General features: G+C 74.0%; 17 protein-coding genes. 10 read left to right on the top strand and 7 right to left on the bottom strand.

Annotated features, from left to right (window positions below):
* Positions 1-84: 84 nt before the first annotated feature.
* Positions 85-306 (top strand): hypothetical protein, encoded by a 222-nt coding sequence (locus CELF_RS10995; RefSeq protein ID WP_013771330.1) that lies wholly within the window; start codon positions 85-87, stop codon positions 304-306.
* A gap of 7 nt (positions 307-313) precedes the next feature.
* On the opposite strand, the gene CELF_RS10990 is transcribed toward CELF_RS10995, so the two are convergent.
* Positions 314-2,119, bottom strand: coding sequence for an AMP-dependent synthetase/ligase (locus tag CELF_RS10990; protein ID WP_013771329.1), 1,806 nt, complete (start codon positions 2,117-2,119; stop codon positions 314-316).
* Between the two features lie 215 nt (positions 2,120-2,334).
* Between CELF_RS10990 and CELF_RS10985 the strand changes: the two genes are divergently transcribed.
* Positions 2,335-3,276 (top strand): ROK family glucokinase, encoded by a 942-nt coding sequence (locus tag CELF_RS10985; RefSeq protein WP_013771328.1) that lies wholly within the window; start codon positions 2,335-2,337, stop codon positions 3,274-3,276.
* A 38-nt stretch (positions 3,277-3,314) separates the two neighbouring features.
* Here CELF_RS10985 and CELF_RS19510 read toward each other — a convergent pair whose 3' ends face one another.
* Entirely contained in the window at positions 3,315-3,884 is a 570-nt protein-coding gene (locus CELF_RS19510; protein WP_013771327.1) for a hypothetical protein, read from the bottom strand.
* A gap of 142 nt (positions 3,885-4,026) precedes the next feature.
* Between CELF_RS19510 and CELF_RS10975 the strand changes: the two genes are divergently transcribed.
* The 3 genes from CELF_RS10975 (at position 4,027) to CELF_RS10965 (ending at position 7,517) form a co-directional block, all read left to right on the top strand.
* Positions 4,027-4,821, top strand: a complete 795-nt coding sequence (locus CELF_RS10975) for a lysophospholipid acyltransferase family protein (protein ID WP_049791453.1) — start codon at positions 4,027-4,029, stop codon at positions 4,819-4,821.
* A gap of 126 nt (positions 4,822-4,947) precedes the next feature.
* A complete protein-coding gene (locus CELF_RS10970) occupies positions 4,948-6,165 on the top strand; it encodes a pyrophosphate--fructose-6-phosphate 1-phosphotransferase (RefSeq protein WP_013771325.1) in 1,218 nt (405 codons plus the stop codon).
* Entirely contained in the window at positions 6,165-7,517 is a 1,353-nt protein-coding gene (locus CELF_RS10965; protein ID WP_013771324.1) for a class II 3-deoxy-7-phosphoheptulonate synthase, read from the top strand. The genes CELF_RS10970 and CELF_RS10965 overlap by 1 nt, the downstream gene beginning before the upstream one ends.
* A gap of 82 nt (positions 7,518-7,599) precedes the next feature.
* Here the strand turns inward: CELF_RS10965 and pknB are convergent, their stop codons facing one another.
* Together pknB and CELF_RS10955 are read right to left on the bottom strand one after the other, a co-directional pair.
* Positions 7,600-9,603, bottom strand: a complete 2,004-nt coding sequence (pknB, locus tag CELF_RS10960; protein WP_013771323.1) for a Stk1 family PASTA domain-containing Ser/Thr kinase — start codon at positions 9,601-9,603, stop codon at positions 7,600-7,602.
* 50 nt (positions 9,604-9,653) lie between these two features.
* Complete coding sequence (locus CELF_RS10955; protein ID WP_013771322.1) at positions 9,654-10,823, bottom strand: lytic transglycosylase; 1,170 nt, start codon at positions 10,821-10,823, stop codon at positions 9,654-9,656.
* Between the two features lie 145 nt (positions 10,824-10,968).
* On the opposite strand from CELF_RS10955, the gene CELF_RS10950 reads away from it, so the two are divergent.
* Positions 10,969-11,382, top strand: a complete 414-nt coding sequence (locus tag CELF_RS10950) for an Rv2175c family DNA-binding protein (protein ID WP_013771321.1) — start codon at positions 10,969-10,971, stop codon at positions 11,380-11,382.
* 60 nt (positions 11,383-11,442) lie between these two features.
* Here the strand turns inward: CELF_RS10950 and CELF_RS10945 are convergent, their stop codons facing one another.
* Both CELF_RS10945 and CELF_RS10940 read right to left on the bottom strand, forming a co-directional pair.
* Positions 11,443-12,561, bottom strand: a complete 1,119-nt coding sequence (locus CELF_RS10945; protein ID WP_013771320.1) for a polyprenyl synthetase family protein — start codon at positions 12,559-12,561, stop codon at positions 11,443-11,445.
* A 9-nt stretch (positions 12,562-12,570) separates the two neighbouring features.
* Positions 12,571-13,095, bottom strand: a complete 525-nt coding sequence (locus CELF_RS10940) for a hypothetical protein (protein WP_126297747.1) — start codon at positions 13,093-13,095, stop codon at positions 12,571-12,573.
* 156 nt (positions 13,096-13,251) lie between these two features.
* On the opposite strand from CELF_RS10940, the gene CELF_RS10935 reads away from it, so the two are divergent.
* From CELF_RS10935 to CELF_RS10925, 3 genes are all read left to right on the top strand, one after another.
* Positions 13,252-14,481 (top strand): DUF4192 domain-containing protein, encoded by a 1,230-nt coding sequence (locus tag CELF_RS10935; protein WP_013771318.1) that lies wholly within the window; start codon positions 13,252-13,254, stop codon positions 14,479-14,481.
* Between the two features lie 135 nt (positions 14,482-14,616).
* Entirely contained in the window at positions 14,617-15,015 is a 399-nt protein-coding gene (locus tag CELF_RS10930) for a universal stress protein (RefSeq protein ID WP_013771317.1), read from the top strand.
* Positions 15,016-15,230: 215 nt separating this feature from the next.
* Positions 15,231-16,847, top strand: a complete 1,617-nt coding sequence (locus CELF_RS10925) for an RNA polymerase sigma factor (protein ID WP_013771316.1) — start codon at positions 15,231-15,233, stop codon at positions 16,845-16,847.
* Positions 16,848-17,153: 306 nt separating this feature from the next.
* On the opposite strand, the gene CELF_RS10920 is transcribed toward CELF_RS10925, so the two are convergent.
* Positions 17,154-17,363, bottom strand: a complete 210-nt coding sequence (locus CELF_RS10920; protein ID WP_049791452.1) for a DUF7455 domain-containing protein — start codon at positions 17,361-17,363, stop codon at positions 17,154-17,156.
* 164 nt (positions 17,364-17,527) lie between these two features.
* Here CELF_RS10920 and CELF_RS10915 point away from each other — a divergent pair, with 164 nt between their 5' ends.
* The gene (locus CELF_RS10915) at positions 17,528-19,666 is read left to right on the top strand and encodes a DNA gyrase/topoisomerase IV subunit B (protein ID WP_013771314.1); all 2,139 of its coding nucleotides are present in this window, start codon (positions 17,528-17,530) and stop codon (positions 19,664-19,666) included.
* Positions 19,667-19,694 lie beyond the last annotated feature (28 nt).

The raw sequence follows: 19,694 nt of genomic DNA, 5'->3' as shown, positions 1-19,694 counted from the left end.
CGCCGCCTCGAGCCGCGGGCTCGAGGCGCCCGTCACGGGTCGGCGCCGGACGTCCTGTCGGACGTCGTCGCTAGCGTCCGCCGCATGATCATCGACTGCGACTCCTGCGCGGTCCGCGGCACGGACTGCGCCGACTGCGTCGTCACCTTCCTGACGGTCCCCGTGCGGCCGCGCGTCGTCGCGGGCACCGCACGAGGCCCCGACGCGGCCGCAGGGGCGGTCGAGCTCGACGCCGGGGAGCAGCACGCGATCGGCGTGCTGGCGGCGTCGGGGCTCGTCCCGCCCCTGCGGCTGGTGGCCGGCTGACCGGCGGCTACTCGCGCTCGTCGGTGTAGAGCGCGTCGACGTCGGCCGCGAAGTCCTTGAGGACCACCGCGCGCCGGATGCTGAGCTTCGGGGTGAGGTACCCGTCGGCGAGCGTCAGGTCGCGGTCCAGGATGCGGTACTTGCGGATCGACTCGGCGCGGGAGACGGCCCGGTTGGTCTTGGCGACCGCCTTCTCGATCGACGCGAGGACGTCGGGGTCCGTCCGGGCCTCCTCGAGGCTCATCTGCGGCTTGCCGTGCGCCGTGAGCCAGCCCGGGACGCCCTCGGGGTCGAGCGTGATGAGCGCGCCGATGAACGGTCGCTGGTCGCCGACCACGACCACCTGGCTGATGAGCGGGTGCGCCCGCAGCCGGTCCTCGAGGATCGTCGGTGCGACGTTCTTGCCGCCCGCGGTGACGATGATCTCCTTCTTGCGGCCGGTGATCGTGAGGAAGCCGTCCTCGTCGAGCGCGCCCAGGTCACCCGTGCGGAACCACCCGTCGACGAGCGACTCCTGCGTCGCCGCGTCGTTGGCGTGGTAGCCGCGGAACACCTGGACGCCCTTGATCTCGACCTCGCCGTCCGCGGCGATGCGGATCGCGGTGCCGGGCAGCGGCAGGCCGACCGTGCCGATCTTCGTCTTGCCCGGCCGGTTCACGGTCGCGGGCGCCGTGGTCTCCGTCAGGCCGTAGCCCTCGAGGACCTTGAGCCCCACGCCGCGGTAGAAGTGGCCGAGCCGCTCGCCGAGCGGCGCACCGCCCGAGATCGCCCACTCGGCCCGCCCGCCGAGCGCGGCGCGCAGCTTGTGCAGGACGAGGACGTCGGCGACCTTGTGCTGCAGGCGCAGCCACGGGCTCGGACCCCTGGGGGTGTCGAGCGCGCGCGAGTAGACGATCGCCGTCTTGGCGGCCCGCTGGAAGATCGGGCCCTTGCCGCCCGCCGCGGCCTTCTGCTCGGCGGAGTTGTAGACCTTCTCGAAGACGCGCGGCACCGACAGGACGAACGTCGGCCGGAACGTGCCGAGGTCCGCCACGAGCGTCTTGGTGTCCGGCGTGTGCCCGAGGACGGCCCCGGCGGGGATGCACAGCACCTCGATGAAGCGCGCGAAGACGTGCGCCAGCGGCATGAACAGCAGGGTCCGGGCGCCGTCGCCCGCGACCACCTCCTGCAGCCCGGCCACGGCGTTGACCGTGAGCTCGGCGAAGTTGCCGTGCGTCAGCTCGACGCCCTTCGGGCGACCCGTCGTGCCCGAGGTGTAGATGATCGTCGCGACGTCGGCACCCACCGCGAGCCGTCGGCGGCGCGCGACCTCCTCGTCCGCGACGTCGGCGCCCGCCGCGACGAGCTGCTCGATCGCACCGTCGTCGATGACGAGGACCTCGCGCACGGACGTCGCGGGACGCACCTCCTCGACGACGGCCCGGTGCGCGGAGGACTCGACGACGAGGAACGTCACGGCGGAGTCGGTGAGGATCCACTCGACCTGCTCCGCGGACGACGTCTCGTACAGGGGGACGGGGACGGCCCCCGCCGCCCAGGCGGCCCAGTCGACGAGCGACCACTCGTACCGCGTGCGCGACATGATCCCGACGCGGTCGCCCGGCTGGACGCCGCGTGCGACCAGGCCCTTCGCGACGGCGACGATCTCGGCGTCGAACTCGCGTGCCGTCAGGGGGATCCAGGGGCCACCGGCCTGGGACTGGTGCTCGACGACGACGCGGTCGGGCGTGTCGCCGACCCGCGCGGCGAGCAGGTCGTTGAGGTTGTGCGAGGGGTCGACCTCGACGAGCAGGGGCGTGTGGAACTCGTCCATTCTGGCTCCAGTGGCAGTGGCGAAGTGTGCATCGAGGATACGTGACGTGACAAGCGCCACACCCGTCACCTGGGCGAGTGGCGTCCGGACGGCCGCGGCGTGGACCGGCGGGACGATCGGCGCACGCGCGGTGCGTGCGGGCCGCTAGCGTGGGAGGCCGCAGACCGGACCGGTCGCGGACCCCCCTCGGCAGACGCGTAGGAGCACTCACGGACATGCACGCCATCGGTGTGGACATCGGCGGGACGAAGATCGCGGCCGGCGTGGTCGACGAGGACGGCGTGATCCTCGCCCAGACGCGGGTGGAGACGTCGCCCGACGACGTCGCGGGGATCGACCGCGCCATCGCCCAGGTGTACACGGAGCTGGCCGGCTCCTACGAGGTCGGCGCGATGGGCCTGGCCGCCGCGGGCTTCGTCGCCGCGGACCGTTCGGGCGTGCTGTTCGCGCCCAACATCGCGTGGCGCGACTACCCGCTGCGCGACCGCGTCAAGGCGCTCATCGCGGACGACATCACGGTCGTCGTGGAGAACGACGCCAACGCGGCCGGCTGGGCGGAGTTCCGCTTCGGCGCGGCGCGCGACGTCGACGACATGCTCATGCTGACCGTCGGCACGGGCCTGGGCGGTGCGATCGTCTCGAACGGCGAGCTCGTCCGCGGCGCGTGGGGCGTCGCCTCCGAGGTCGGCCACATGCGCGTCGTGCCGGGCGGCCACTACTGCGGCTGCGGGCACGAGGGCTGCTGGGAGCAGTACGCGTCCGGCAGCGCGCTCGTGCGCGACGCCCAGGCCGCCGCGATCACCCAGCCCGAGCGGGCCCTGCGCCTCCTCGAGCTCGCGGGGGACGTCGAGAAGATCGTCGGCCCGCAGATCACCCAGGCCGCCGAGGAGGGCGACCCGCTGGCGGTCGAGCTGCTCGCCGAGCTGGGCCGGTGGCTGGGCGAGGGTGCGGCGTCCGCGACCGCGCTGCTCGACCCGGCGCTCATCGTCGTGGGCGGCGGCGTCGTCGCGGCCGGCGAGCTGCTGCTCGGCCCGGCCCGCAAGGGCTTCGCGGAGCAGCTCTCGGCCCGCGGCCACCGCCCCGAGGCCGTGTTCGTCGCGGCGGCGATGGGCAACGACGCCGGCATGGTCGGCGCTGCGGACCTCGCCCGCATCTGACGTCCGTCCCTGACGCCCGTCGGCCGCGCGCGGCCCGGTCAGACCACGGCGCCGTTGTCGTGGTCCTCCGGGTCGCGCCGGTGCGGCATGCGCCAGACGAGCACCGCGACGCCGATCACGAACACCACCGCCGCGGCCTGCACCAGCGCCGAGGGCGCGTCGCGCCACGCCACGAGCACGACGAGCAGGAACACCGGCATCCCGGCGGCCGCGAACCACGCCATCGTGAGCAGCGGGTCGCCGCCGAGCACGGGCCCCGGGTCAGGCGGCTCGAAGTGCTCCTCCTCGAGCGGGTCCGGCCCGTCGGCGTCGCGCGGCCCCCGTCCGGGACCGTCGGGCACCGGGCCGCGGACCGCCCGCACGACGCGCGCGTCGCCCGGCCAGCCCGCCGCACCGGGAGCGACGGGCGGCACCGCGGGCGGCACGTCGCCGGACGGGTGGCCGTCCGTCTCGTCAGCGCCGTCGTAGTCGGCCAGGTCGCCGAGCTGTGCGACGATCGCGTCCCAGCGTTCGTCGTCGGTCGGCTCGTGCGCGTCGTCGCCGGGTCCCGGGACGTCGGGACCCCGGTGGGGGACCGCGTCGTCGGGGTCGTCGGGGCGTGCAGCCATGAGAGCACTCTAGAGTCGGACGCAGCGGTCGGGGCCGCCGGCACCGGTCGAGCCCTCGCGGGTGCCGTCGCCGGCGGTCGGTCCGCCGGAGCATGACCGCGTCGGAGCATGCCGCCCGTCGCGCGGGCTGAGAGGTGGGCCGTTGTTCTACTGGTTGATGAAGCGGGTCTTCGTGGGTCCGCTGCTGCACCTCGTGTACCGACCGTGGGTGCGCGGCGCGCAGCACGTCCCCGCCGAGGGCGCGGCGATCCTGGCGAGCAACCACCTGGCGGTGATCGACTCGTTCTTCCTGCCGCTCGTGCTCGACCGCGAGCTCGTCTTCATCGGCAAGCAGGAGTACTTCACCGGACGCGGGGTCAAGGGCCGGATGACCGCGGGCTTCATGCGCGGCGTCGGCACGATCCCCGTGGACCGCGGGGGCGGCAAGGCGAGCGAGGCGGCCCTCAACACGGGTCTGCGCCGCCTGCGTGAGGGCGACCTGTTCGGCATCTACCCCGAGGGCACGCGCAGCCCCGACGGCCGCCTGTACCGCGGCAAGACGGGCGTCGCGCGCCTGGCGCTGGAGTCCGGCGCGCCCGTCATCCCCGTCGCCATGGTCGGCACCGAGATCGCGCAGCCGCTCGGCCGCAAGATCCCCAAGGTCATGCGGATCGGCGTCGTCATCGGCGAGCCGCTCGACTTCAGCCGCTACCGGGGCATGGAGAACGACCGGTTCATCCTGCGCTCGGTCACCGACGAGATCATGTACGCGATCATGAGCCTGTCCGGGCAGGAGTACGTCGACGTGTACGCCGCCACGCAGAAGGCGCGGATCGCCACCGGGCACCCCACCGTCACGGGCGACGCGCAGGACCGGCTGCCCGCCGCGCCCGGCGGCCGCCCGGCGCCGGAGGTCCAGGTTCCGGTCCCACCCGAGGAGGGGTCCGCGCGTCAGTAGGATGAGCGAGCCGGTACGACCGGCCGTGCACGGCTCGAGCCTCCCGCGACGGGACGCCGGGCCCGGCACGTCAGGGCGGGAACGCCGTCGGCCCCCCGCCGTGCTCATCTACGAGAGGTGTGTCTCATGTCGGTTCGTCGCGTCGCCCTCCTGACCGCAGGTGGCTTCGCTCCGTGCCTGTCGTCCGCCGTCGGTGGCCTCATCGAGCGCTACACGGAGATCGCGCCGGACGTCGAGATCATCGCGTACGAGCACGGCTACTACGGCCTGCTGCGTGGCGACAAGATCGTGATCGACGCGGACACGCGCAAGAAGGCCGGCGTCCTGCACCGCTTCGGCGGCTCGCCGATCGGCAACTCGCGCGTCAAGCTCACCAACGCGAAGGACTGCGTCAAGCGCGGCCTCGTGCAGGAGGGCCAGGACCCGCTGCAGGTCGCCGCGGAGCAGCTCAAGGCCGACGGTGTCGACGTCCTGCACACGATCGGTGGCGACGACACCAACACGACCGCCGCCGACCTCGCCGCGTACCTCGCCGAGAACGGCTACGGCCTGACGGTCGTGGGCCTGCCCAAGACGATCGACAACGACGTGGTGCCGATCCGCCAGTCGCTGGGCGCGTGGACCGCGGCCGAGGAGGCCGCCGGGTTCGCCGCCAACGTCATCGGCGAGCACCGCTCCGGGCCGCGCATGCTCATCGTCCACGAGGTCATGGGCCGGCACTGCGGGTGGCTCACCGCCGCCGCGGCCGCGGAGTACCGCAAGTGGCTCGACCAGCAGGAGTGGGTCCCGGGCATCGGCCTGACGCGCGAGCGCTGGGACATCCACGCCGTCTTCGTGCCTGAGCTCGCGCTCGACATCGACGCCGAGGCGGAGCGCCTCAAGAAGGTCATGGACGAGCAGGGCAACGTCAACATCTTCCTGTCGGAGGGTGCGGGCATGCACGAGATCGTCGAGCAGCTCGAGGCGGCGGGCACGCCCCCGGAGCGCGACCCGTTCGGTCACGTCAAGCTCGACACCATCAACCCCGGCCAGTGGTTCGCGAAGCAGTTCGCCGAGAAGCTGGGCGCCGAGAAGACGATGGTCCAGAAGTCCGGCTACTACTCGCGCGCCGCGGCGGCGAACGCCGAGGACCTGCGCCTCATCAAGTCGATGACCGACCTCGCGGTGGAGTGCGCCCTGCGCGGCGAGTCCGGCGTCATCGGCCACGACGAGGAGCAGGGCGACGTGCTGCGCGCCATCGAGTTCCCGCGCATCGCGGGCGGCAAGGCGTTCGACGTCTCGCAGCCCTGGTTCGGCGAGCTGCTGGCGGACATCGGCCAGCAGCTCGTCCCGGCGAGCCACTGATGAGCGTCGAGCCGGACCCGCAGGTCCTCGCCGGGCTGGACGCCTGGCGGGGCCTGCCCGCCGGCCAGCAGCCGCAGTGGCCCGACCGCGACGCGCTCGAGCGCGTCTCGTCGCGGCTCGCCGCGCTGCCTCCGCTCGTGTTCGCGGGGGAGTCCGACGCGCTGCGCGGGCACCTCGCGGCCGCGGGCCGGGGCGAGGCGTTCCTGCTCCAGGGCGGGGACTGCGCGGAGACGTTCGCGGAGGCGACGGCCGACAACATCCGGAACAAGATCAAGACGATCCTCCAGATGGCCGTCGTGCTCACGTACGGCGCGAGCCTGCCCGTCGTGAAGATGGGCCGGATGGCCGGGCAGTACGCCAAGCCGCGCAGCTCGGACGCCGAGACGCGCGACGGGGTGACGCTGCCGGCGTTCCGCGGCGACATCATCAACGGGTTCGAGTTCACGTCCGAGGCCCGCACCCCGGACCCCCAGCGGCTGCTCGAGGCGTACCACACGTCCGCGTCGACGCTGAACCTCATCCGGGCGTTCACCACGGGCGGCTTCGCGTCGCTGCTGCGAGTGCACGAGTGGAACCGCGGGTTCACCGCCAACCCGGCGTACTCGCGGTACGAGGAGATCGCGTCCGAGATCGACCGGGCGATCCGGTTCATGGCGGCGTGCGGCGCGGACTTCGACGCGCTGCGCACGGTCGACTTCTACTCGTCGCACGAGGGGCTCCTGCTCGACTACGAGCGACCGCTCACGCGCATCGACTCCCGCACCGGGCTGCCCTACGACTGCTCGGCGCACTTCCTGTGGATCGGTGAGCGCACCCGCCAGCTCGACGGGGCGCACGTCGACTACTTCTCGCGCGTGCAGAACCCGCTCGGCATCAAGCTCGGGCCGACCTCGACGGGGGACGACGCGCTCGCCCTCATCGACCGGCTCAACCCGAGCGGCGAGCCCGGGCGGATCACGTTCATCACCCGCATGGGCGCCGGCAAGGTCCGGGACCTGCTGCCTGCGCTCGTGGAGAAGGTGACGGCCGACGGCCGTCCCGTCACGTGGGTGTGCGACCCGATGCACGGCAACGGGATCACGTCGGCGACGGGGTACAAGACCCGCCGGTTCTCCGACGTCATGGACGAGGTCGCGGGATTCTTCGAGGTGCACCGCGCGCTCGGCACCGTTCCGGGCGGCCTGCACATCGAGCTCACCGGGGACGACGTCACCGAGGTGCTCGGCGGCTCGGAGGAGATCGACGACGAGGGCCTGGCCCGGCGCTACGAGACGCTGGTCGACCCGCGACTGAACCACCAGCAGTCGCTCGAGCTGGCGTTCCAGGTCGTGGAGCTGCTCCGCAAGGCCTGACTGAGATCGACGGCACGTCGCACGACCGAGGCCCCGGCCGGACCGCATCCGGCCGGGGCCTCGGTCGCGGCCCGGGCGAAACTTAGAACACGTTGATCGTGACGGTGCTCCCCTTAGGTGCGGACTTGCCGTCCCCGCCTTCTGGGTTCTGCGAGTAGACCATGTTCAACGGTGAGATCCCCTGCGGATGCGCGACCTTAACCACGAACCCCGCGTCCTGGAGGGTCTTCGTCGCGTCCTTCACGTTGGTGCCGTACACGTTGGGCACGGGCAACAGCTCCGGGCCCTTCGAGATCGTGAGCGTGACGGTGTCGCCGCGGTGCAGCTCCGTCTTGTCCGCCGGGTCCTGCGAGATGACGTGACCGGCTTCGACGGTGTCGCTGAACGCCTCGGCGGTCGCGACCTTGAGACCCAGCCCGTCGAGCGTCGCGGTGGCCGAGTCGAGCGTCTCGTTGACGACGGAGACGACCGTCACGGGCGCGGGGCCCTTGGACACGACCAGCGCCACTGCGGTGTCGCGGACGGTCCGGGCGCCGGGGTCGGCGGGGGAGCCGTCGGGCAGGGTCGCGCTGATGACGACGCCGTTCGGCACGGTGTCGTGGTACTCGGCCGGCGGGTAGGAGGCCGTGAGGCCCGCCGCGACGAGCGCCGCCTCCGCCTCCGCCTGCAGCTTGCCGACGACGCCCTGCGGGACGTTGACGTAGTCCGGTCCCTTGGAGACCGTGAGCTCGACGCTTCCGTCCTTGCGCACGGGCTCGCCGACGGCCGGCTCCGCCGCGACGACCGTGCCGGCCGGAGCGGTCGCGTCGAACGCCTGCACGGCGGTGGCCCTCAGGCCGGCGTCGTCGAGCACCTCGCGCGCCTGGTCCTCGGTGAGCGCCGTGACGGTGGGCACCGTGGTCCAGGCACCGGGCCCGACCTGCAGGTACCACCACGTGCCCGCGCCTGCGAGCGCGAGGACGAGCGCGAGGACCAGCGCGAGCACCCGGCCGCGGCGGCGCCGAGGGCGTTCCGGCTCGTGCACGACGGGCACGGGGACGGACGGGACGGACCCGCCGAGACCGATCGGCAGGGCGACGGTCGACCCCGGCGGCACGGTCGCCAGCCGCGTCGTGGCCTGGCCCGCGTCGGCCTCGTCGGCCGTGTCCTCGAGGTCCGTCTCGTCGGGGTCGGTCGCGGCGGGCAGGGCGATCGACGGTGCGACGTCCGCGTGCCGGGCGAGCGTCGCCTCGTCGAGCGCGGCGCGCGTGCGCCGGACGAGGGCCAGGGCTGCCGCGGCGTCCACGGGCCGGTCGTCCGGGGACCGCGACGCGAGCGCGAGCACGAGCTCGTCGACCTCGGCAGGGAGCCACGGGACGGCGTCCGACGGCGGCGGCACGTCGTTGTTGACGTGCTGGAAGGCGACCTGGATCGGTGTCTCGCCGGTGAAGGGCTGGGCGCCCACGAGCATCTCGTACAGCAGGATCCCGCACGCGTACACGTCGGTCCGGGCGTCGCTCGCGCCGCGCACGACGAGCTCCGGCGCGAGGTAGGCGACCGTCCCGAGCACGGTGCCGGTCGTGGTCGAGGTGACCTCCGTGACCGCCCGGGCGAGGCCGAAGTCCGCGAGCTTGACGCGCTCGTCGGAGGCCAGCAGCACGTTCTCCGGCTTGATGTCCCGGTGCACGAGCCCGACGCGGTGCGCGGCGGCGAGCGCGTCGAGCACGCACGCGGTCACGTGGAGCGCCTCGCCGACGCTCAGCGCGCCGCGTTCGGCGATGCGACGGCGCAGGTTCGAACCGTCGACGTACTCCATCGTCAGGTAGCTCGTCTCGCCGTCGAGGCCCTGGTCGAAGACCCCGACTAGGCCCGGGTGCGTGAGCCGCGCGGCCGTGCGCGCCTCACGGCGGAACCGCGCGACGAAGTCGGACCCGGACGTCCCCTCCGCCAGGTGCGGGTGCATCACCTTGAGGGCGACGTCCCGGTCCAGCCGGCGGTCGACCGCCAGGTAGACGGTCGCCATCCCCCCGCGGGCGATGCGGGACACGACCTCGTACCGCCCGTCGACCAGGCGGCCCACGAGCGGATCGGTGACGGTGGCTCCCACGCGCAGGAGTCTACGGTCGGGCGTGCCCGGATCGTCGCACCCCGCGCTGGTCAGCGGAAGCGCGTCATGTGGGACTGGACGTTGGCGACGTACCGCTGGGTGTCGGTGTACATGCCGTTGCGCTTCACCGACGCCGCGCCCTGGTAGTAGCCCGCGATCGCCGTGGGCAGGTCGGGCGCGTTGCGCACGAGCGAGCGCAGGATCGCGACCCCCGCGGTGACGTTGTCGTCGGGGTTGAGCAGGTCGAGCTTGCGGCCGACGAGGTCGGAGGCCCACGCGCCCGAGGACGGGATGACCTGCATGGTGCCGATCGCGTTGGCGGGGGACACGACGGCGTGGTTGAAGCCGGACTCCTGGTAGGCGACGGCGAGCGCGAGCGCGGGGTCGACGCCGAACGACCGCGCGGTCGCGACGATCTTGGCCTGCATCTCCGCCTTGGACGGCACCGCGGAGCCGCGCAGCGTCGCGAGGTTGGCGTTCGCGGCGGCGACGACCGTGTCCGGGTAGGTGCGCCCGGCGAAGGTGTTGCCGACCCCGGTGCTCGTCGGCGCCGCGACGGCGGCCGCACCCGGGATCGTGAGGGTCTGGCCGGCGCGGATGCGCGCCCGGGCGTCGAGCCCGTTCGCGGCGACGACGGCCGCGACGGTCGTGCCGTACCGCGTCGCGATCGCGGACACCGTGTCACCGCTGACCACTGTGTGGGTCGCGGCGGTCGTGGTGGCAGCCGCGGCCGCCGGTGCCGGTGCGGCGACGCCGCCTGCGCCGGGGATCGTGAGGGTCTGGCCGGCGCGGATGAAGGCGCGCGCGTCCAGGCCGTTGGCGGCGACGATCGCCGCCACGGTGGTGCCGCTGCGCGACGCGATGCGGCTGACCGTGTCGCCCGAGCGCACGGTGTACGTCGTCGCCGGAGCGGCGGGAGCGGGCGTCGCGGCGGGCGCGACGCGCACGCCGGTCGAGCCGGAGGGGATGGTCAGCACCTGGCCGATCCGGATGCGGGACGCGTCGCGCAGCGCGTTGGCCTGCGACACCGCACCCACCGTGGTGCCGTGGCGGGCGGCGATGTGGCTGACCGTGTCGCCCTCGCGCACCGTGTACTGCTCGTCGGCGTGCGCCGCCGTCCCGGTGGCGGTCACGGCGACGGCGGCCAGGGCGAGCGTGGCGCCGGTGCCGGTCGCGGCGCGGCGCAGCCCGTCGGAGCGGGAGGTGGCGAGCGTCGTCATGGCGGTCCCCTCGGTCGGGTCGGGAGTGACCCGTGGTGCTGGTGTGAAAGAAGTGACTGAATGCGAACGTAGCCCAGGTAATCGGTGAGGGAAAGCGCGTGGGCGAATTGCACGCCTGTCATTCCGGGATGCGTACGCTTGACGGGTGAACGACTCCACGACCGCCCTGGACCGCCTCGTCGACGAGTGGCTGACCGTGCCCGACGTGGCCGAACGGATCGGCCTCGACGCCGGCAAGGTCCGCCGCCTGCTGCAGGAGCGCCGTCTCGTCGGCGTGCGGCGCGGCGAGCCGCCCGTCCTGTCGGTGCCCGCCCGCTTCCTCGTCCCCGCGCACCTCGCCGAGCCGTCGCAGGCGACGACCCCGCGTGAGGACGGCACGTCGACCGTGCTCGCGTCGCTGCACGGCACGCTCACCGTGCTCGCGGACGCCGGCTTCTCCGACGCCGAGGCGATCGCCTGGCTCTTCACGCCCGACGACTCGCTGCCCGGTGCGCCGGTGGACGCGCTGCGCGAGGGCCGCAAGACCGAGGTGCGCCGCCGGGCCCAGGCCGAGCTCTGAGCAGCGGCGTCGACGGCTGGACGGGCCGCTCTCGCGACGTCGCGTCCCGGCCCGACGCCGTCAGGCCCGGCGGTCGACCGCCGCGTGCGCGAGCTGCGCCAGCCGCCCGGCGGCGGGCTCCTGCCAGTCGAGCTCGGCCATGCGGGTGAACGCGCGGTCGGACAGCTCCGCGATGGTCTGCTCGACGTCCTCGACGGCCCCGGACGACGCGATCGCCCCGGCGAGGCGGTCGATCGTGCCCGCGCTCATGCCGCGGTCACCCAGGTTCTCGCGCAGGAGCCGCACCGTGGCGTCGTCGCCCGCGGCGCGCGCCCGGCGCAGCGTGCGCGCGACGAGGACCGTCCGCTTGCCCTCGCGCAGGTCGTCGCCGGCAGGCTTGCCGGTCGCGCCCGGGTCGCCGAACACGCCCAGCAGGTCGTCGCGCAGCTGGAACGCCTCGCCGAGCGGGAGCCCGACCTGCCGGCACGCGGCGAGGCTCTCGTCGTCGGCGTCCGCGAGCGCCGCGCCCAGGGTCAGCGGGTGCTCGACGCTGTAGCGGGCGGACTTCGCGCGGATCACCGCACGGGCACGGCTCTCGTCCGCGTCCGGGTCGTCGCCCCACGGCAGCGACTGGGCGAGCACGTCGAGGTACTGCCCGACCGTGACCTCGGTGCGCATGAGGTCGTAGACCGCGCGGGACCGTCGTGCCCGTGACGTGGGGGCGTCGGCGAGCGCGGACGCGAACTCCTGCTCGCTCGCGACCAGCGCGAGGTCGCCGAGGAGGATCGCGGCGGACATGCCGAACTGGCGCACGTCGCCGGAGAGCCCGCGCTCGACGTGCATGGCCTCGAACGCGCGGTGCGCCGACGGCATGCCGCGTCGCGTGTCGGACTCGTCCATGACGTCGTCGTGGAACAGCGCCGCGGCCTGGAACAGCTCGAGCGCGGCGCCGACGCGCACGACCGTCCCGGCCTCGGGCGTGCCGGGCACGCCCCCGTGCGCACGCCACGACCACCAGCAGAACGCCGCGCGCAGCCGCTTGCCGCCCGACAGCATCCGTGCGACCGCGTCGACGAGGGGGAGGGTGTCGTCGCCGGTGGGCTCGAGCTCCCTGCGGAGCCGCTCGACGTGGTCGGCGAGCACCGCGTCGACCTGGGTCCGGACGTCCTCGAGGTCGACGAGAGCGGGCTCGGCGGTCATGTCCGCAGCCTAGGCGGTCGCCGGGCGGACCCGACCGCCGAGGGTGAGCGTGCGCACCTCGTCGCGGTCCAGCACGCCGACGACGAGCAGCTCGCTGCCGTCACCGCGCGAGAACGTCGTCTGCGCGGCGAGGCCCGCCTCGGGGGCCGGTGGGGCGGCCTCGGCGAAGCCCGCCGCGAGCAGCGGCGCGCGCACCGCCTCCAGGAGGCCGGCGGCGTCCTGGGCCGTGCGCAGGTTGAGGCTGATCTCAAGCAGGTCGGTGCCCTCGACGGGGCGCGCGGACGAGACGAGCACCTCGGCGCCCGCGGGCAGCGGCACGAGGTCGGTCGGGAAGCCGTCGGCGAGCGCGCCGACCGCCGAGCCCGTGACCTCCTGCTCCGGCAGCAGGGACTCGGTCGGGGACGGCTGGGCCGACACCGACGCGGTGGCGGCGTCGGTCGGGTCGAGCGTCGCGGGTGCGCTCGTCGAGCAGGCGGTCGCGGCGCCGGTCACGGCGAGGGCGAGCAGCAGGGCGGACGTCGACGGGCGGGGCACCGGGCCAGGGTAGTCGGGGCGCCCCGGGGCGGGAGGGGGCACGCGCAGCGGGGGCGGCGACGCCGAGCCGTCCACATCCCCGCCCGGCGCGTGCGGCGCGCACAGCCCTCGGGTGCGGCCCGCCGGGCGGGGCGCTCCGTGCGGTGGGGTCCTCGCATGGACACCACCACCCTGCGCGTCAGCGAACCGCGCGAGCTGCTCGCCCTCGTCCCGCACCGGCTCGGGTTCCGGCCCCGGGAGAGCGTCGTGGCCGTCTCGCTGCGTCCGCCCCGCGGCACGGTCGGCCTCGTCGTGCGCGCGGACGTGGACGCCCTCGCCGACCCCGTCGAGGGCGGTGCGCGGGCGCGTGCGCTGGTCGCCCTCCTCGACGACGACGGGGCGCGGCGCGCGCTGCTCGTCGTCTACACGGACCACGACCCGCGGCTGGGCCCGGCGGCCGCAGGTGCGGCCGTGCACCGGGCGGTCGACGTCTTCCGTGAGGCCGCCGCCGTCGCCCTGGGCGAGGTGCACGTGTGGGTCGTCTGCGCGACGGGCTACCTCGCCCTGGACTGCGCGCAGGACTGCTGCCCGCCGGGTGGGCGTCCCCTGCGCGAGCTCGACGCCACGCAGACGGGCGCGCGCCTCGTCCTGGCCGGCTCCGCGGTGGCCGAGTCGCGCGACGCGCTCGCCCGGATCCCCCCGGCGGACGCCGAGCGGCGCCGCGGCACGGCCCGGTCACGGCGTCGGTGGGAGGGCAGGCACGCCGAGGCGCTCGCGGCCGGGCCCGAGGACGTCGCGCGCTGGCGCGCGGGCTGCGTGTCCGCCTGGCGGCGCGCGGTCGCGACCCAGGAGGCCGTGATCGCCCGTGAGGGCGCGACCGACGGTCGCGACGGGGACGCCGACGTGCCCGCCCCCGTGGGCGGCGAGAACGCGCGTGCGGCCGGACGGGGCGGTGCCGGCGCGGTCGTCGCCGCGCCCTGGGGGCACCTGGAGGCCGGGCTGCGCGACCGCCGCGTGCGCGACGCGGTGCTCGTCTCGTTCGTCGGGGGCGACGACGACCTCCCCGAGCGCAGCGTGCAGGTCGAGCCGCTCGCGCCCGCCGTGCACGCCGAGGTGGGTGCCGCCGTCGCCGCGATCGTCGACCCCGCGCGCTCGACGCCCCCGCCGCCGTCGCCGTGCGCAGGGGAGCGTGCGCTCGAGCAGGTCGTCGCGCACGGACGCACCGGTCACCAGGCGCCCGCCCTGACGCTGCTCGCCGTGCTGGCCTGGTGGCGCGGCGACGGTGCCCGTGCCGCGGTGCTGCTCGACCGCGCCCTCGAGGACGAGCCGCAGCACACGCTCGCCCTCCTCGTGCACGCCCTGCTCGCGGCAGCGGTCGCGCCGGGCTGGCTCCGTCGTGCGGGGTGAGGGCGCGTGTGCCCCGCGCACCGGCGAAACGGCAGGTGGGCGACGCGTGACCTCGTACGCGGGCCGGACCTCGGGTAGCGTCACCGCCACGGCGGATCACGACGGCGGGACCGCTGCGGACGAGGGAGGGGCCCCATGGGCGGCATCGTGGTCGGGTACCTGGCGACCCCCGAGGGTCGGGCGGCGCTGGACGCCGCGCTCGAGGAGGCGCGACGCCACGACACCCGGGTCGTCGTGGTCGTCAGCGCGCGCCCCGACGAGGCGGAGCAGGAGCGTGCCGCGACGCGTGACGCGCTCGCCCAGGTGGAGTCTGACCTCGCGGCCGAGGGCATCTCGCACGAGGTGCGGCTGCTCGAGGGCGGCGACGTCGCCGAGGACCTCATCGGGACCGCGGAGGAGACGGGCGCTCAGCTCGTGGTCATCGGTCTGCGGCGGCGCAGCCCGGTCGGCAAGCTCATCCTCGGCGCCAACGCGCAGCGCGTGCTGTTCGACGCGCCGTGCCCCGTCCTGACGGTGAAGCCCGCCGCGCTCTGACCGGCCTCGCGGGACGCCCGCACCCGGACCGCGCAGACCGCCGCCCCGGCGGGAATCCTCGACCCCTCTCGCGCGTTGGGTACGTGTCAGCCCCCCGTGCACGCGCCCACGACGGCGCCACACCCGCGCGGGCACCGCTCTCGTCGGTGTCCGCCGGTACAATATGGGTCTACCTCCCGGCTCGCTCCGGGTGTCTTGCTGCCGAAAGGTCGTTCGTGTCGTCCCAGACTCCGCACCCCGCGCTTCCGCGCGAGTTCGAGCACCCCGCCCTCCAGGACCTCGTCCTGCGTGGGCGGACACATGGCACCGTCGGTGCCGAGGAGCTGCGTTCGGCCTGCGAGCAGGCGGACGTGCAGGACGCCAAGCGTCTGCGGGCCGTCGTCCGCGGGCTCGCGACCGCCGGCATCGGCGTGCGTGAGCCGGCCGTCGCCGCGCCCACCCGGGCCGTCGCCGCGACGAGTGCCAAGCCGCGCACCTCCGCCAAGGCCGTCGTCGCCCGCGACGAGGCCGATGGCGACGCTCCCGCCGCGAAGAAGACGACGTCCGCGCGTGCGGCCGCCAAGCCGGCGGCGAAGGCCGCGGCGGGCACCAAGGCCACCGCGACCAAGGCTGCGCCGAAGGCCGCCGCGAAGGCCGCGCCCGCCAAGGCGTCGAAGGCGACCGCCAAGGACGAGGACGGCGGCGACGAGGACATCGAGGACGTCGACATCGAGGACGTCGAGATCGACGAGGCCGACGCCATCGAGGACGTCGAGGTCGAGGCCACGGCCGAGACCCCCGAGGAGTCCGAGGACGGCGACGAGGAGACCACCGAGGCCGCTCCCGCCGCGAAGGCGGAGGAGGAGTCCGAGGACTCCGGCGGCTTCGTCTACTCCGACGCGGACGACGACGACGCACCCGCGCAGCAGGTCGTCACGGCCGGCGCCACCGCCGACCCCGTCAAGGACTACCTCAAGCAGATCGGCAAGGTCGCGCTCCTCAACGCCGAGCAGGAGGTCGAGCTCGCCAAGCGGATCGAGGCCGGCCTGTTCGCCGAGGAGCGGCTCAACGCGGGCGTCGCGATGGAGCCCAAGCTGCGTCGTGAGCTCGAGTGGATCGCCGGTGACGGCCGGCGCGCGAAGAACCACCTGCTCGAGGCGAACCTCCGGCTGGTCGTGTCGCTCGCCAAGCGCTACACGGGCCGCGGGATGCTGTTCCTCGACCTGATCCAGGAGGGCAACCTCGGCCTGATCCGTGCGGTCGAGAAGTTCGACTACACCAAGGGCTACAAGTTCTCGACGTACGCCACCTGGTGGATCCGCCAGGCGATCACGCGCGCGATGGCCGACCAGGCCCGCACCATCCGCATCCCGGTGCACATGGTCGAGGTCATCAACAAGCTCGCCCGCGTCCAGCGGCAGATGCTCCAGGACCTGGGCCGTGAGCCCACGCCGGAGGAGCTCGCCAAGGAGCTCGACATGACCCCCGAGAAGGTCGTCGAGGTCCAGAAGTACGGCCGCGAGCCCATCTCGCTGCACACGCCGCTCGGTGAGGACGGCGACAGCGAGTTCGGCGACCTCATCGAGGACTCCGAGGCCGTCGTGCCCGCCGACGCGGTGAGCTTCACGCTCCTGCAGGAGCAGCTGCACCAGGTCCTCGACACGCTGTCCGAGCGGGAGGCGGGCGTCGTCTCGATGCGCTTCGGTCTCACCGACGGTCAGCCGAAGACGCTCGACGAGATCGGCAAGGTCTACGGCGTGACGCGCGAGCGCATCCGGCAGATCGAGTCCAAGACGATGTCGAAGCTGCGGCACCCGTCCCGCTCGCAGGTGCTGCGCGACTACCTCGACTGAGTCGCCCACGCACGGAGTCGCCCACGACGGAGCCCCGCCCGCGCTCGCAGCGCCGGCGGGGCTCCGTCGTCTCCGGGAGCGCGCGGCCGGGGGCCGGGGGCCGGTGCTGCCGGGGGCCGCGACGCCGCCGGCCGGCCGAGGATCGCGACGCCGCCCGGGCCACGACGCAGCGCCCGCACCCGCGCACGTGCCACGGACGCCGTCGGCACCCGCGCATGGTCGGCACCCGCGCACGTACGACGGACGCCGACGGGGCCCGGACCGTGATGGTCCGGGCCCCGTCGGGTCAGTCGGTGGGACGGCGGCTCAGCGAGCGGCACCGGTCCCGGCGCCGTGCTCGGCGAGGAGGCGGTCCGTCTCGTCGTGGACGTGCGTGGCGACGTCCGAGAACTTCGGTGCGTGCTCCCGGGCGTGGTGCGCGCAGAAGAGCAGCTCGCCCACGGGAAGCACCACGCGGACGTAGGCCTGCGCGCCGCATCGGTCGCAACGGTCGGCTGCGGTCAACGGCTCGGTCATGGTCCCTGTCACGTCTCCATACAACCATCCCCGCCCCGGATCCTTCCCACCGGGAGCGGGTGGTTCGCTCCCGGCGTACCGATACCGCCCGCCGGGGGCGCCGCCAGGGGCGCGTCCTGCGTGGTGCCGCAGACCTGTCAGGCGCCCCGGATACGATCCTCGGCGTGACGACGACTTCCCCGCAGTCCGGGTACACCGCCCGGCACCTGTCCGTGCTGGAGGGGCTCGAGGCCGTCCGCAAGCGCCCGGGCATGTACATCGGGACCACGGACAGCCGTGGCCTCATGCACTGCCTCTGGGAGATCATCGACAACTCCGTCGACGAGGCGCTCGCGGGCCACGGCGACCGCATCGACATCGTGCTGCACGCCGACACCTCGGTCGAGGTGCGCGACAACGGGCGCGGCATCCCGGTCGACGTCGAGCCCAAGACGGGCCTGACGGGCGTCGAGGTCGTGTTCACCAAGCTGCACGCCGGCGGCAAGTTCGGCGGCGGCTCCTACGGCGCGTCGGGCGGTCTGCACGGCGTCGGCGCCTCCGTCGTCAACGCGCTGTCGTCGCGGCTGGACGTCGAGGTCGACCGCAACGGCCGCACGCACCGCATGACCTTCCACCGCGGCGAGCCGGGCGTGTTCGACGACGCGGGCGGCGTGAGCCCGGAGGCGCCGTTCGAGCCGTTCGTGTCGGGCTCCGAGCTCGCGGTCGTCGGCAAGGTCGCCCGCGGGCGCACCGGCACGCGCGTGCGGTACTGGGCGGACCGGCAGATCTTCCCCAAGACGGCGGTGTTCTCCTACGACGAGCTGGTCACGCGCGCCCGTCAGACGAGCTTCCTGGTGCCCGGGCTGACGCTCACCGTGCGCGACGAGCGCGGGATCCCGGGCACCCCGGGCGCCGACGGTCCGCACGAGGAGACGTTCCACCACAGCGGCGGCGTCGTCGACTTCGTCGACCACCTCTCGCCCGACCCGGCGGTGACCGACACCTGGCACCTGACGGGCACGGGCACGTTCACCGAGACGGTGCCCGTGCTCGACGACCGCGGGCACATGACGCCGCAGGAGGTCGCCCGGACCTGCGAGGTCGACGTCGCGCTCCGCTGGGGCACCGGGTACGAGACCGAGGTGCGCAGCTTCGTCAACATCATCGCGACGCCCAAGGGCGGCACCCACCTCGCCGGGTTCGAGACGGGCCTGCTGCGCACGGTGCGCAAGGCCGTCGAGGCGAACGCACGAAGGCTCAAGATCAGCGCCAAGGACGCGGCGACGGAGCGGATCGAGAAGGAGGACGTGCTCGCGGGCCTGACCGCGGTCGTCACCGTCCGCCTCGCCGAGCCGCAGTTCGAGGGCCAGACCAAGGAGGTCCTCGGTACGGCGCCGGTCCGGGCGATCGTCGCCAAGGTGCTCGACACCGAGCTGGGCGGGATCTTCACGTCGACGAAGCGGGAGCACAAGGCGCACGCGGCGCTGCTGCTCGACAAGGTCGTGGGCGAGATGCGGGCGCGGCTGTCGGCGCGCAAGCAGAAGGAGATCTCGCGCCGCAAGAACGCGCTCGAGTCGTCCTCGCTGCCCGCCAAGCTCGCGGACTGCCGGATCGACGACGTCGACCGCAGCGAGCTGTTCATCGTCGAGGGGGACAGTGCGCTCGGCACCGCGAAGCTCGCGCGGAGCTCGGACTTCCAGGCGCTGCTGCCGATCCGCGGCAAGATCCTCAACGTCCAGAAGGCATCCGTCACGGACATGCTGAAGAACGTCGAGTGCGCGTCGATCATCCAGGTCATCGGTGCGGGGTCGGGGCGCACGTTCGAGCTCGAGGCCGCCCGCTACGGCAAGATCGTCATGATGACGGACGCCGACGTCGACGGCGCCCACATCCGGACCCTGCTGCTGACGCTGTTCTTCCGGTACATGCGCCCGCTCGTCGAGGCCGGCCGGGTGTACGCGGCCGTCCCACCCCTGCACCGCATCGAGCTGCTCGGCGGCAGCCGCAAGGGCGGCCCCGACGACCGGTACATCTACACGTACTCCGAGGCGGAGCTCGCGGCGACGCTCAAGCGGCTCGACCGCTCCGGCAAGCGGTACAAGGACGACATCCAGCGGTACAAGGGCCTCGGCGAGATGGATGCCGACCAGCTCGCGGAGACGACGATGGACCCGCGGCACCGCACCCTGCGCCGCGTCACGGTCGAGGCGGCCGCGCGGGCGGAGCAGATCTTCGAGCTGCTCATGGGCTCGGACGTCGCGCCGCGCAAGGACTTCATCGTCGCGGGCGCGCAGGCGCTCGACCGGTCCCGCATCGACGCCTGAGTCGGGCCGACAGGCTCGGCCGCTCCGC

The sequence above is a fragment of the Cellulomonas fimi ATCC 484 genome, assembly GCF_000212695.1.
Lineage (GTDB): Bacteria > Actinomycetota > Actinomycetes > Actinomycetales > Cellulomonadaceae > Cellulomonas > Cellulomonas fimi.
Note: the sequence above shows the minus strand (reverse complement) of the source record. Positions and strands in the feature narration are given on the sequence as shown.

Coding starts and splice junctions, on each gene's coding strand:
- CELF_RS10995 (WP_013771330.1), top strand. CDS start 85: ATGATCATCGACTGCGACTCCTGCGCGGTCCGCGGCACGGACTGCGCC.
- CELF_RS10990 (WP_013771329.1), bottom strand. CDS start 2,119: ATGGACGAGTTCCACACGCCCCTGCTCGTCGAGGTCGACCCCTCGCAC.
- CELF_RS10985 (WP_013771328.1), top strand. CDS start 2,335: ATGCACGCCATCGGTGTGGACATCGGCGGGACGAAGATCGCGGCCGGC.
- CELF_RS19510 (WP_013771327.1), bottom strand. CDS start 3,884: ATGGCTGCACGCCCCGACGACCCCGACGACGCGGTCCCCCACCGGGGT.
- CELF_RS10970 (WP_013771325.1), top strand. CDS start 4,948: ATGTCGGTTCGTCGCGTCGCCCTCCTGACCGCAGGTGGCTTCGCTCCG.
- CELF_RS10965 (WP_013771324.1), top strand. CDS start 6,165: ATGAGCGTCGAGCCGGACCCGCAGGTCCTCGCCGGGCTGGACGCCTGG.
- CELF_RS10955 (WP_013771322.1), bottom strand. CDS start 10,823: ATGACGACGCTCGCCACCTCCCGCTCCGACGGGCTGCGCCGCGCCGCG.
- CELF_RS10945 (WP_013771320.1), bottom strand. CDS start 12,561: ATGACCGCCGAGCCCGCTCTCGTCGACCTCGAGGACGTCCGGACCCAG.
- CELF_RS10935 (WP_013771318.1), top strand. CDS start 13,252: ATGGACACCACCACCCTGCGCGTCAGCGAACCGCGCGAGCTGCTCGCC.
- CELF_RS10930 (WP_013771317.1), top strand. CDS start 14,617: ATGGGCGGCATCGTGGTCGGGTACCTGGCGACCCCCGAGGGTCGGGCG.
- CELF_RS10920 (WP_049791452.1), bottom strand. CDS start 17,363: ATGACCGAGCCGTTGACCGCAGCCGACCGTTGCGACCGATGCGGCGCG.